Raw genomic sequence first — 12,797 nt, 5'->3', positions numbered from 1 at the left:
TAATAATATCCTGCCGCGGCGGCTATTCCAAATGCCCCGCGGTCCGCGCCAGGAAGCTCTTAAGGCCTTGCTCCTCAAGATTGGCGGCTATACGTTCCGCCTCGGAGTGATCGGTGTGAAGGCTGAACAAGCTCGGCCCGGCGCCCGACAGGAAGACCCTTGTCGCTCCGGCCTCGATAAAGCGCCAGCGGTAGCGGCCGAAATCCGGCCAGAGTTCGAAAGCCGCCCTCTCGAAAGTGTTATGGAACATCTCCGGAGGGACCGCGCGACCCTCCATGAGCCAACGGGCGAATTCCTCAGTCAGCGACCCGTCCGAAAAATCCTCCGGGCGAAGCGAGGCATAAAGCCTGGCCGTCTTGCCGCCTTCAACCCTGAGCGGCGGCATCAGGATGACCGCCCAGCTGCCGGGATACGGCCGCAGCGGCGCCAGCAGTTCGCCGCGGCCTTCTGCCAGCACGGTGCCGCCGCAAAAAAAGAAGGGAACATCGGACCCCAGCGCCGCCCCGATTTCCATCAAATCGGCCTCGGACAACCCCAGATGCCACAGCCGGTTGAATCCTTTCAGGGCCGCGGCGCCGTCGGAGGAGTCACCCCCCAGTCCCGATACCAGCGGGATGCGCTTGGCCAGCCTGACCCGGGCGCCGAGACTGGTCCCGGTTCGTTCCTGAAGCAACCGGGCCGCTTTGGAGACCAGGCTCTGTTCAGCCCTCCAGCCGGGGGCGTCCGCTGAAATGGATAGAGTATCGGCCGGCTCGAAGAGAAGTTCATCCGCCAGGTCTATCGTCTGAATGATGCTTTTTATCTCATGGTAGCCGTCAGAACGGCGGCCTATGACCTCCAGGCAAAGGTTGATTTTGGCGGGAGCCAGCAGCTTAAGCACCGGCGCTCCGGCAAGCCCGATACAGGGCAACCCAATCTTCAACGGACAAAGTCTCGGCGCGCCGGGACGGGTCTACACCCGCCGCCGCCAGGCATGCCGCGGCTTCAGTTTTCCCGATGCCGAGCCCTCCCGCGAGCGCGTTCACCAGTTGTTTGCGCCGGGTGGCGAAGCCGGCTCTGGCGACCTTAAAAAAACCGGCGGTTTCCTCCAGGCTTAAACGCCGAACCGGCAGGACGTCGATGCGGAGCAGCGCCGAGTCAACCCTGGGCGGCGGGTAGAACGCGCCGGCCGGGACCCGGCTCACCAGCTTCGGCACACCGAAAAACTGGACGGCTATGGAAAGCAGGCTCATCTCCGGCGGACGGGCAGTGATCTGCTGCGCCACCTCTTTCTGCACCATCACCACCAGTTTCCCTGGAGGATGGGGGTTTTCAAGAAAATGACGCAGTGCCGGTGAAGTAATGTAATACGGGAGATTTGCGACGACAATGTAAGGCGCGCCGCCGGCCAGCGCTTCAATATCGGTCTTCAGAATATCGCCTTCGACAATGGCGACATTGGATTCCCCGTCAAAGTTTTCCCTGAGCAAGGCGGCCATGCCCCGGTCCAATTCGACGGCGATAACCCGGCCGGCACGCTCGGCCAGCGCCCTGGTCAATACGCCCAAGCCTGGGCCGACCTCGACGACGGTGTCTTCAGGCCCGACCGCGGCGGCGGCCAGAATTTTATCCAACACTCCCCGGTCGGTGAGGAAATTCTGCCCCATGCTCTTGAGGGCAGCCAGGCCGTGACGCTCAAGCAGGGCGCGCGTTTCAAGGCCCAGCGAAAGCCGGCTCACCGCCGGATGAGCCCGCCGCGCCGTATCTGAATTGGAATCACCCATCAGGCTAAATATTACCATACGCCCAAGGCAGCGGACATGGCCGGGGATAAGCCAGACGTGCCCGCCGGGAGCCGCCCTTGCCCGTCACCTGCCGCCTCCGTATAATGCTCTTATTCCCCTGAGGAGAGATTATGCCGGAACAAATCCAATCCACCCGAATACCCTCGTATTACAGCGTCAGCTTCTGGCGGCGCTGGGCGAAACTGTATGATCGCGTTGTCAGGCTTTCCTTTGTCCCCTTCGGCGGAGAGAGGCGTTTCAGGCAAAAATTTGTGGCCATGGCCGGCCTCAAGGATACCGACCGGGTGCTGGACATATGCTGCGGCACGGGATCGACAACCGCGCTCATCGCCCCCGAGGTGTGTCAGGGACAGGTGATCGGCGTTGATCTTTCGCCGGATATGCTGGCCGTCGCCCAGAAAAAGAATGTGGCCGCCTGGGTTAGTTTCCAACGCGCCAGCGTCGACGCCTTGCCGTTTAGCGAAGGCGTTTTCGACCATGTCTTTTGCTCTTACGGGCTTCATGAGCTGCCCAGGGAAATCCGGGCCGCGGCGCTCAAGGAAGTCAGGCGGGTACTGAAACCCGGCGGCAAATTTCTGGCGCTGGACTACGGCCTGCCGAAAAATATCATTTTCAAGCTGCCTATTTCAGCTTTCGTCAGGCTGTTTGAGAACGACACCGCTTATAAAATGATGAAGGGCAGTCTGGCGGCGGAAATCATCGCCTCCGGCCTCGATGTGATTTTTCAAAAATGGGCGCTCGGGGGCATGTTCCAGATTATCAGCAGCATAAAGACAACTGAAGCAGGGAACCTTGACTGATAACACCGCCAGGTTGGACGTGATCCGCGTGTCTGAGGCAACGGCGGAGCCTATCGGCGACGAGGTCGCGCGGGAGGCGGCGCTGACCATATTTTTCAACGATATGGAACTGGTGACCATGCTCTGCTCCCCGGCCGAGGAGAACTATCTGGCGGCCGGTTTTTTAGCCGCCGAGGGACTTATCGAGTCGGCAGGGGATATTACCTCGATGACCATTGACGGCGTACGCGGCATCGCAAGGGTAACGACAAAAAGCAGCGGCGAGGCAGGCCGGATCTGGAAACGCTTCATCTCCTCCGGCTGCGGCCGGGGGGCGACATTCTACTCGGCTGCCGATGTTGCCAGCCGGCCGGTTGTTTCCTCGATGAAACTGCACCCCGACCAGATCTACCGACTGATGAAAGATTTCCAGGAGAGAAGCGAGGTTTTTAAGACGACCGGCGGCGTTCACGCCGCCGCCCTGGCGGCGCCCGGCGGCATCGAGTTGTTCTCCGAGGATATCGGCCGGCACAATGCCGTCGACAAGGTATTCGGCCGGTGCCTCCTCGAAGGCATCGGGACAGAGGACAGAATTCTGCTGGTTTCCGGGCGGATCTCGTCCGAGATACTCCTCAAGACCGCCCGGCGCGGCATACCATTCCTCATCTCCCGGAGCGCTCCCACCGATTCCGGGGTGAAACTAGCCGAAAAACTTGGCATCACCCTCATAGGCTTCGTGCGTGGCCATCGGATGAACATCTACGCCAACCCGGAACGAATATTCACTGATAAGGGGCCCGGCACCGGGGGCCCTGAATGAAAAAATGAGAAGAATATGAACACTGACAGCATCGTCAACAAGATCAGGACTTTAGCCGCTGAGAAAGGCGCCGTCATCCTGGCCCACAACTATCAGCTGGGCGAGATACAGGACATCGCCGATTTCGTCGGCGACTCGCTGGAGTTGTCGCAGCGGGCGGCTGAAGTCAAGGCCAAAATCATCGTCTTCTGCGGCGTTCACTTCATGGCCGAGACGGCAGCCATCATCTCGCCGGAGTCCAAAGTGCTGTTGCCGGACGCCCATGCCGGCTGCCCCATGGCCGACATGATCACCGCCGCCGGCCTGCGGCGGATGAAGGACAAACTGCCGGGCCGGCCGGTGGTGTGCTACGTCAATTCCACCGCCGAGGTGAAAGCCGAAAGCGACATCTGCTGCACCTCGGCCAACGCGGTCAAAGTAGTTGAGAGCCTGCCGGAGGAGGAGATCATCTTCGTCCCTGACCAGTACCTTGGCTACTACGTCCAGCAGCAGACGAACAAAAGAATTCATTTCTGGCCGGGCTACTGCCCCACCCACGCCCGTATCCTGCCGGAGTACATACTTGAACTCAAAGCGGAGCATCCCGGCGCCAGGGCTATGGTCCATCCGGAATGCCGGCCGGAGGTGGCGGCGGTCGCCGACGCAGTGTTATCTACCGGCGGCATGATCCGCTATGCCCGCGATCCGGGGGTCAAGGAGTTCATCGTCGGCACGGAGATGGGCATCATCCACCGCCTCAGGAAGGAGAACCCGGGCAAGAAGTTCTACCCGGTTTCCGAGCAGGCGGTATGCCCCAACATGAAGCTGATCACGCTCGATAAAGTGCTTTATGCCCTGGAGACCGAGGCACCCAGGGTGGAGGTGGAAGCGGAAGTCGCGGCAAAAGCCCGCCGGGCAATCGAGAGAATGCTGGAGGTCAAGGTTTAGGTGAACGATTTTAATCACGTCCTGGTGATGGTCACCGCGGCGGACAACGAAGAGGCCAGGCTTATCGCCAAGGTGCTGCTGGAACAAAAAAAGGCGGCCTGCGTCAGTATCATGGACGGCATGAATTCAAGCTACTGGTGGAAGGGCGAAATCGAAAACGCCACCGAGAGCCTGCTCATGGTCAAAACTCAGGCTGGTTTCCTCAGCGATGTCATCGAAGCTGTCAAAGAGATCCACTCCTACGACAATCCGGAGATCATCGCCCTGCCGGTCATCGGAGGTTCAGAGCCCTACTTCGAATGGCTGGACGAGTCGCTGGAGGCGAAAGCCGACGAACCCGCCGCTCCGTAGCTATTTTACCCTTCCCGGCGTATAATAACGCCGCTCAAAGGCGAACGTATGTTTAAGACCATTCGGGAAGACATCCGGAACGTGTTCGACAAGGACCCGGCGGCCCGGGGCGTTTTCGAGGTTATCTTCTGCTATCCCGGCTTGCATGCTTTATGGGGCTACCGTGTCTTCCACTGGTTCTGGAAAATCAGGTGGCACTTTCTGGCCCGCTGGCTGTCCCACTGGACCCGCTTCCTCACCGGCATCGAAATCCACCCCGGCGCCACCATCGGCAAACGGTTCTTTATAGACCACGGCATGGGCGTGGTCATTGGCGAGACTTCTATTATCGGCGACGATGTGCTGCTCTACAAGGGCGTGGTCCTGGGCGGCACCAGCCTGTCCAAGGGCAAGCGGCACCCGACCCTGGAGAACAACGTGGTCATCGGCTCCAACGCCACCGTGCTGGGCAATATCACCATCGGCGAGGGCGGCCGAGTCGGAGCGGGCTCTGTCGTGGTCAAGAGCGTGCCGCCGGGTTCTACCGTCGTTGGCATACCCGGCCGGGTTGTCGAGGAACACAAGCCTAAAATCGTCACCGACCTGGAACACGGCCATCTTCCCGATCCGGTGGCCGAAGCGGTGCGCTACATCCTGGCAGAGCAAGCCAAACTGGAAAAACGCTGCGAAGCCCTTGAAAAAATCGGCGGCATCGTGGCACCCACCGACGAACTAAAAGAGAAGCTAGAAGCCCTGGCCAAGGAATTCGACGGCGGCGGGATTTGACCCAGCTAAAAACCCGGTCTACCCGCCGGCGCTTTTAATAACACGTGCAACTTTCTTGAAGCTGTCATCCCGGCGATGAATCAGCGGTCGGTTTTTTGACACCCTTCCCCGTTTCTCATATAATAATTGCAAATGCTAATCATTTGCGTATATCCCGGAGGCGGTAATGCCGCTCGGTAAAACCGCTTTAAAAGCCACCGGCCAGCGGGCTGTCATCCTGGACATCATCCGGGCCGGCAAGGGACATCTTGACGCCGATGAGATCTACCAGCGCGCCAGGAAGAAGTTGCCGCGGATCTCCCTGTCTACGGTGTACCGGGCACTTGCCAAATTCAAGGAGAGCGGACTGGTTGAGGAACGGCACCTGGACCAGAACCATCACCACTATGAGATTTCCCATCAGGAACATCATCATCACCTGATCTGCACCGACTGCGGCCGGGTGGTTGAATTTTCACTCCCAATATCCGAGATTGTCGCCGCGGTAACGCAGGCAGGTGGCTTTTTAATCCGCGGAGGCGAGATCTCGCTCACGGGATTGTGCCCCGAGTGCCAGAAGAAAACGGTCTAGGTATGTCCACCAAGCGCCCCGATTCCTTCGACACACCCGTTGAAAGCTGCCCCGCCTGCCACGGTCCGCGGCCGGAAAAGCAGCGGCGCTTAGACTCGGCGCGGTCGGCCTTGAAGGTCGCCCTGGTCGGCAGCCCCAACGTCGGCAAGAGTTCCGTCTTCCACGCCCTGACCGGACGGCGCGTCATCATTTCCAACTACCCCGGCACTACCGTTGACATCTTCCGCGGCCAGGCCATTTTCAGCAACCGCCCGGTGGAGGTTATCGACACCCCCGGCATGTACTCCCTTCACTCCATTACCGAGGAAGAGCGGGTAGCCCGGGCTATCCTGCTCCAGGAGAAGCCGGACGTGGTGCTCCATGTCATCGACGCCAAAAACCTGGAGCGGATGCTTCCTATGACTTTCCAGCTCATCGAGGCGGGACTGCCGGTCATCGTCGTCCTGAACATGATGGACGAGGCGGCGGCCCACGGCATCGGCATCAATACCGGGAAACTTGCCGCCGAACTGGGTGTCCCGGTCATCGGCACCGCGGCATCCCTCGGGCGGGGCATTACCGAACTCAAACAGGCAATCCTGCGTTACCAAACCATCAGCCTGGCGCTGCCGATAGTCTATGACGCATTAATTGAAAACGCCGTCGCTGATCTGAAGCCGCTGGTCAACGGCAGCCCGCCAGCCGAGCGCATTTCCAGCCGGTCGATCGCCCTGCTGCTTTTAAGAGAGGATGAGCAAATACGTCAATCGGTAGTTAGCGAAGTATCGGTTGGCTCGCAGATCGATGCCATCGTTGACCGCGCCAGGCTGTCCATGAATCAGGCCCCGGCCTACGTTCTGGCGCTGGCCCAGCAGCGGGCGGCCACGAAACTGGCGGCAAGCGTCATGTCGCGGCAGGCGTCCGGGAAACTCCGCTTCGGCGAGCGCCTTTCCCGGGCCATGATGCACCCGTTCACCGGCGGGCTCATTCTGGCGGCGGTGCTGTACGCCATGTATTTCATCGTCGGCGTCTTCGGCGCCGGCACGCTGGTGGGTCTGCTGGAGGAAAGGGTCTTCGGCGGGCTCATCAATCCCTTCTTCCAGAACACCCTGCAGGACTTGATTCCTGTCCAGATTATCTCCGATCTTTTCGTCGGCGATTACGGCATCATCACCCTGGGTATAACCTATGCCATCGGTATCATTCTGCCCATAGTGTCCACCTTTTTCATCGTCTTTTCGATGATCGAGGACTCCGGCTACCTGCCGCGGCTGGCGATGCTAATTGACCGCGTCTTCAAGTTTATAGGCTTGAACGGCCGGGCGGTCATTCCCATCGTCCTGGGCCTGGGCTGCGATACCATGGCCACCATCGTCACCCGCACCCAGGAAACGAAACGGGAGCGGGTCATCACCACCCTGCTTCTGGCCCTGGCCATCCCCTGCTCCGCCCAGCTTGGCGTCATTTTCGGCATCCTTTCCGTCTCTTCCGGCATGCTGCTGACCTGGTTGGGCGTCGTCGGCGCCGTCTTTGTCCTTGTCGGCTGGCTGGCTTCCAGAATCATCCCGGGTCAGCGCGCCTGCTTCTACATGGAAGTGCCGCCCCTCCGGCTGCCGCGCCTGTCCAACGTACTGCAAAAAACCTACGCCCGGCTGGAGTGGTATTTGAAAGAGGTCATCCCGTTCTTCATCGTAGCCAGCGTAGTGCTGTGGGCCGGCGATGCCGTCGGCCTCCTTGGCATCTTGATTAGCGGACTTACACCAGTCGTTGAGTTCGTCGGCATCCCCGCCGAGGCGGCGGTGGCCTTCGTCATCGGCTTCTTCCGCCGGGACTTCGGCGCCGCCGGGCTGTATGACCTGACCGCCCAGGGGCTGCTCTTCGGCAACGCCCTGCTGGTATCGGCGGTAGTCATGACCCTGTTCGTCCCCTGCATCGCCCAGTTCATGGTGATGATCAAAGAGCGAGGCTGGAAGACGGCGGTAGCCATTGCCGGCTTTATCTTCCCCTTTGCCTTCCTGGTCGGACTGGGACTTGACCGCGCGCTGAAGCTCCTAGGGGTCAATCTATGAACAACGCACCTGCCGACAGGATAAAATGCCCCTTCTGCGGCTTCGAGTTTGACGCCGCCTCCGGCACCGCCTACTGCGGCTCCTGCCCCATGGGGAAAAGCTGCCGGCTGGTGCGCTGTCCCAACTGCGCTTATGAGACACCGGCAGAGCCGAGACTATTTGCCGCCATTAAGAAACTGAGGAGAAAACGATGAACATCGACGAGCACGGCGAGGAGATCCTGGAGAGCCTGTGGATCAAGACGCAGGAGGATAAAGCCGGGGTCAGCGCCGCCGATTTTCAAGCCCGCAAAGCCCTCGAACAGCTTATCGAGGACGGGCTGGTGGTCTCAGGCGGTGACGGTTTACTCTCTTTGACTGAGAAAGGTCTGCCGGAAGCCCGCAGCGTGGTACGGCGCCATCGCCTGGCGGAACGCCTGTTATATGACGTCCTGGGCACTCGCGATAAAATGATGCACGACAAGGCCTGCAAGTTCGAGCATCTGCTGGATAAGGGACTCGACGAGAACATCTGCGTCCTTTTGGGGCACCCCAAAGTATGCCCGCATAACAAGCCGATCCCGCCGGGCAAATGCTGCCAGGCGGCGGCCTCCCGCCCGCAGAAGCTGGTCTCACCGTTATCCGAACTGCGTCCGGGCCAGAGTGGTACGGTCGCTTATCTCTACGCGCCGGAAGCCGACAAGCTGCAAAAATTGATGGCGATGGGCGTCCTGCCGGGGGCTCCGGTCAAGTTGATCCAGAGCTTCCCGTCATACGTTTTCCAGGCAGGCATGAGCCAGTTCGCCACCGACCGGGAAATGTCTGACGCAATTTATGTTAGGCTGACCGAAGACCCAGCCCGCTGACAGCGCTTTGCGCCTGATTCCGGGGGGCTGGTATAATCCCACCCGTCACATGGGGCTGTAGCTCAGCTGGGAGAGCGCCTCCTTTGCAAGGAGGATGTCAGGGGTTCGAGTCCCCTCAGCTCCACCAAAGGAGACGATACCGAGAACTGGCTGGTTTCATAATAGCCCTGTCGCACCGGCCAGGGTCTTTTCAATAACCTTCCCGTGGCTTGCCCCAAAAAGTGGGCCCGGTCGATGCCCTTAGATAGCTTCTAAATAACGTTTGCTATTTAATTACAAGTTGGCCAACACCCTAACGGCGGAAGAACCATACCGAAATTGGGCACTGACGACTACCCCTAAACCTATTCCTTGGTTCTCAGCGCAATGCCCAGCGCCCCTGGCCCACTGTGAACGCCCAGCACCGGACCCACCTGGGCGATGATTATGCGGGCTTGGGGGATTGCCGTGATACTAGCGGCTAGCTCTTTTGCCTCATCGGGAGTGGTGCTGTAGATAATTGCTAGGTCTTCGATATCTTTAGCATTTTTTAGGAACTCTAACAGTTTTTCCTTGCCCTTGGTGCGACTGTGCGCCTGGGTCGCCGGCACAAATTCACCCTCTTTGAGTGTCAGCAGCGGTTTAACATTCAGTATTGAACCGAGCATTGACTTGGCCTTGCCAATCCGGCCGCCCTTGGCTAAGTATTCCAGCGTGTCAAAGAGGATCAGTAGCCTGGTACTAGGCACCATCTTTCTGACGGCATCGGCGACTTCAGTCAATCCCTTGCCTGCTCTGGTCATTCTGGCGGCAGCGATGACAATCAAACCCAACGCCATTGTTAGGTTCTGTGTATCAATGACTTCAATAGGGCAATTGACATTGGCCAGCTTTTTGGCGTGTTCGGCGGAGTTGATTGTGCCACTCAGTTTGGAAGAAATATGAATAGAGATAATACCGTCGGCTTCCTTGGCAAGCTGGTTATAGACTTCTACGAAATCCTGCGGGGTGGGCTGGGAGGTGGTAGGCAGCACAGGCTCATGAAGAAGCTTACGATAGAACTCGTCCGCGGCTATATCGATCCCGCCACGATATGATTTACTTCCAAAGATCACGTATGAAGGTACTACCACGATGCCCAGATCTTTTACCAACTGAGACGGAATATCAGCGGTGCTATCGGTAACTACTTTAATAGCCATATTAACCCTCCTCTTATAGTCGGATACGACCAATAATGTCAACATAATACAGATATGCGGGCCTAATCAAGGTCGCGAACTATATCATTTCCCCTCCCCCTTTTCAACCAATATCACCTGGATTGGTTTGATTGAGCACACAGTCTTGTCCCTATGATGAGGTATCACTGAATCTAGCCCAATTATTTCTTTGTTTCCTTAATTTTTAGCGGTCGTGACCATCCCATACGAAACCAAACCCTTGCCTTCCAATCCCATAAGCTGACTATGGGGTCTGTCATTTTTTCGAACAACCACCGTAACGCCTCTTTGATTCTCATCACTCCCTCCTTCTAAGTTGCTAATTGACTATTAATAGGGATTTGCTTTACAACATTCTCCCTCCTATTTCCGGATCGACTTTACAGCCAGTCGTTGTTTCTCCTGCCAGGTGTCGACCCAGACAATCAGAGTCGGTAATACGAACAGGGTGCTGACTAAGGCAAAAAAGACATTGATCATGGTGACGATGCCGAAGTCACGAAGTATCAGAAAATCCTTGGCGATCAATAACGCGCCAAAGCCACCGATTATAGTAAGTCCTGAGGCGATAATGGCACGACCGATCTTGGTCATGGCCGTGGTCATCGCTTCCTCTGGTCCTTCGCCCTTGCGCCTCTCTTCGTAGTACCGCATCATCAGCAAGATAGTGAATTCAACCCCGATACCCAAGATCAGCGCTCCCAGGGTAGAGGTGAGGGGAGTATATTTGATTCCCAATAGATACATTATGCCGCTTGACCAACCGAGAATAAGCCCTATGGGCAGGACCGCCAGAACGGCGCGCAGCAGATTGAACTTGAAGAGACCAAGGAGAACCAAAAAGATCAAGCCAACTCCTATGAGGGTCATCTGTATCCGCCCCCCGGTCAGGGCGTTAAAGAGCTCGATCCCGATTATGGGCGTTCCTGTCAGGATGACATTTACGCCGGCCGGAGGGTTGACTACATATCCGGTCAATTGGTCCCTGAGCTCCTGAATCTTGGCAATCTCTAACTGCTCAACGCTAATCACAAGATTACCGGCGGTGTAATCATCGGTGATTAAGTTCCTCTTGATGGGTACAGGAAGTTGCCCCAAGATCTGCTTGACCTGCACGGAGCTTTGAGGCATCACTCCGCCGGTAGCCTGCAGAATTAGGTCAGCAATACTGCTAGTGCCAGTAACAAACTCGGGCTGCTCCGAGGTAATACGCTGTTCCAGTTGCACCATCCAGGCTATAACCAACGGATCAGTGATGTCCTTAGATTCGACCAGCATATTGATTGAACTGACTCCGCCGGCTATTTTCTCAAGAGCCAGCAGATTCTTTACCGCTGGAACATCCTGAGATATAAACTTGGTCTCATCGGTTTCGGTGGCAATGTAGGAGTCACTTATCAGGCCACCGATGGTCAATAATAAGGCCAAAGGGATGATGATGGCTGTATTTCTGATCACCCAGGGTGCAAGGTGTTGGAGACCCCTTTCCACAAAGCCAACTTTCTCCTGCTTCGCCTTGGCCATTCCTTTGTTTATTGTGGTTTTGGTTGCATTGCGTCGATCATGCAGATACAGGATACCCAGAAGTAAAAACAGCGCTACAAGGTAGGCGGCTATGACGCCAATAATCAACATAAGCCCGAAATCACGGACCATGGGAACAGGCGAGAAGAACAGAGCGGCAAAACCAAGAGAGGCCGCAATAATAGCGATACCAATTGACGGCCCAATATGGGTAACAGAATCTATAATGGCTTCAGCTACAGTTTCGCCTCGCCTGGCCTCTTCGTCATAGCGGTTGTGGAATTGGATGGCGTAGTCTACCCCAAGGCCGATTAATATGGGAAACACTGCCATGGTAACCATAGTTATAGGAACGTTGATCACGCCCATAATTCCAAAGGTATATATGATTCCAATAAGCACAATACCCAGTGGCAACCATCTCCAAGCAAAGAAACCACGAACACTGAAGACCACGGCCAAGATTACAAGCATTAACAGTATAGAAAGCAGGAACATATTGCGCAGGCTGCTGGACATCATATCTTCTAGCTGGCTAAAGACAGCAGGCATACCGGTGACTACGGCTCCAACTCCGGAGAAACCGGCAGTGGCGACTATGTTTTCAACTTCTTCGCTTACCAGTTTTTGGCCATCCAATGACAAGTCTCCCTTGAGCACTATGGCGATCAGGGCGTGCTGGCCATCAGGCAGGACTCTGCTGAATTGGGGCCGAATCTGGCCATTCTCGGGATCTACGACTATGGACTGAAGTATTTTGGGGTCAAGCGGTAAAACAGGGGTTCCAGTTTGTTGTGCAACCGCCTGTTTTATGAGAAAAGTAGGTCCTAGAGCCGAAACAACGTTTGGATTGTTCCCCATCTGGTTCTCGATGGTCTCCATCGCCGCCACGTTGGCGGGCTGCAGTAGTTGAGTCAAATCATTTCCTGTCACCAGGACTACTACGACGCTGCTGCCGAAATGCTGGTTAAACCTCATGTAATCTTGGTAGGTCTGAGAACCGGTGGATAAGTAGGTTTCAACACCGGTAGCCAGCTTGAGTTGTGTGGCACCAAAAAGCGAGGCAATAATAAGTATTACACTGACAGTGATAACCAGTACGCGTTTGCTTTCAATGAAAACGCCTAACTTTCGAAAATACCGCTCCATCTATTTTCCTTTTCTTAGTTAGTTAGTTATTAC

Annotated in this window: 13 protein-coding genes and 1 tRNA gene; 10 read left to right on the top strand and 4 right to left on the bottom strand. The window is 56.7% G+C overall.

The annotated features are described in order from the left end of the window. Positions 1-22: 22 nt before the first annotated feature. Positions 23-880, bottom strand: a complete 858-nt coding sequence (gene ispE, locus ABV300_RS02910; RefSeq protein ID WP_353715032.1) for a 4-(cytidine 5'-diphospho)-2-C-methyl-D-erythritol kinase — start codon at positions 878-880, stop codon at positions 23-25. After that, the gene (rsmA, locus tag ABV300_RS02905) at positions 873-1,763 is read right to left on the bottom strand and encodes a 16S rRNA (adenine(1518)-N(6)/adenine(1519)-N(6))-dimethyltransferase RsmA (protein WP_353715350.1); all 891 of its coding nucleotides are present in this window, start codon (positions 1,761-1,763) and stop codon (positions 873-875) included. Before rsmA ends, ispE begins: the two co-directional genes overlap by 8 nt. 131 nt (positions 1,764-1,894) lie before the next feature. Here rsmA and ABV300_RS02900 point away from each other — a divergent pair, with 131 nt between their 5' ends. The 10 genes from ABV300_RS02900 to ABV300_RS02855 all read left to right on the top strand — a co-directional run bounded on the left by ABV300_RS02900 (position 1,895) and on the right by ABV300_RS02855 (position 9,016). Then, the gene (locus tag ABV300_RS02900; protein ID WP_353715031.1) at positions 1,895-2,584 is read left to right on the top strand and encodes a methyltransferase domain-containing protein; all 690 of its coding nucleotides are present in this window, start codon (positions 1,895-1,897) and stop codon (positions 2,582-2,584) included. Further along, positions 2,577-3,383, top strand: coding sequence for a formate dehydrogenase accessory sulfurtransferase FdhD (fdhD, locus tag ABV300_RS02895; RefSeq protein ID WP_353715030.1), 807 nt, complete (start codon positions 2,577-2,579; stop codon positions 3,381-3,383). The genes ABV300_RS02900 and fdhD overlap by 8 nt, the downstream gene beginning before the upstream one ends. A 15-nt stretch (positions 3,384-3,398) precedes the next feature. After that, positions 3,399-4,310, top strand: coding sequence for a quinolinate synthase NadA (gene nadA / locus ABV300_RS02890; protein ID WP_353715029.1), 912 nt, complete (start codon positions 3,399-3,401; stop codon positions 4,308-4,310). Next, positions 4,311-4,661 carry a divalent-cation tolerance protein CutA gene (gene cutA / locus ABV300_RS02885; RefSeq protein WP_353715028.1) on the top strand — a complete coding sequence of 117 codons (351 nt, stop codon included), beginning with the start codon at positions 4,311-4,313 and terminating at the stop codon, positions 4,659-4,661. It abuts the gene before it with no gap. Between the two features lie 48 nt (positions 4,662-4,709). Next, a complete protein-coding gene (cysE, locus tag ABV300_RS02880) occupies positions 4,710-5,426 on the top strand; it encodes a serine O-acetyltransferase (protein ID WP_353715027.1) in 717 nt (238 codons plus the stop codon). Positions 5,427-5,592: 166 nt separating this feature from the next. After that, entirely contained in the window at positions 5,593-5,997 is a 405-nt protein-coding gene (locus ABV300_RS02875) for a Fur family transcriptional regulator (RefSeq protein WP_353715026.1), read from the top strand. Positions 5,998-5,999: 2 nt separating this feature from the next. Continuing rightward, positions 6,000-8,045: a ferrous iron transport protein B gene (gene feoB / locus ABV300_RS02870; RefSeq protein ID WP_353715025.1), complete on the top strand. Its 2,046-nt coding sequence runs from the start codon at positions 6,000-6,002 to the stop codon at positions 8,043-8,045. After that, positions 8,042-8,239 (top strand): hypothetical protein, encoded by a 198-nt coding sequence (locus ABV300_RS02865; protein WP_353715024.1) that lies wholly within the window; start codon positions 8,042-8,044, stop codon positions 8,237-8,239. The genes feoB and ABV300_RS02865 overlap by 4 nt, the downstream gene beginning before the upstream one ends. After that, positions 8,236-8,889 carry a metal-dependent transcriptional regulator gene (locus ABV300_RS02860; RefSeq protein WP_353715023.1) on the top strand — a complete coding sequence of 218 codons (654 nt, stop codon included), beginning with the start codon at positions 8,236-8,238 and terminating at the stop codon, positions 8,887-8,889. Before ABV300_RS02865 ends, ABV300_RS02860 begins: the two co-directional genes overlap by 4 nt. A gap of 51 nt (positions 8,890-8,940) precedes the next feature. Next, a tRNA-Ala gene (locus ABV300_RS02855) sits at positions 8,941-9,016 on the top strand. Positions 9,017-9,233: 217 nt separating this feature from the next. Here ABV300_RS02855 and ABV300_RS02850 read toward each other — a convergent pair. Together ABV300_RS02850 and ABV300_RS02845 are read right to left on the bottom strand one after the other, a co-directional pair. Beyond that, positions 9,234-10,070, bottom strand: coding sequence for a DegV family protein (locus tag ABV300_RS02850; RefSeq protein ID WP_076004668.1), 837 nt, complete (start codon positions 10,068-10,070; stop codon positions 9,234-9,236). A gap of 384 nt (positions 10,071-10,454) precedes the next feature. After that, positions 10,455-12,764 carry a hydrophobe/amphiphile efflux-3 (HAE3) family transporter gene (locus ABV300_RS02845; protein ID WP_076004667.1) on the bottom strand — a complete coding sequence of 770 codons (2,310 nt, stop codon included), beginning with the start codon at positions 12,762-12,764 and terminating at the stop codon, positions 10,455-10,457. Positions 12,765-12,797: the final 33 nt, after the last annotated feature.

Origin of the sequence: Dehalogenimonas sp. 4OHTPN (assembly GCF_040448695.1) — a bacterium.
Taxonomy (GTDB): domain Bacteria; phylum Chloroflexota; class Dehalococcoidia; order Dehalococcoidales; family Dehalococcoidaceae; genus Dehalogenimonas.
This window is presented reverse-complemented; position numbering and strand designations above follow the sequence as displayed.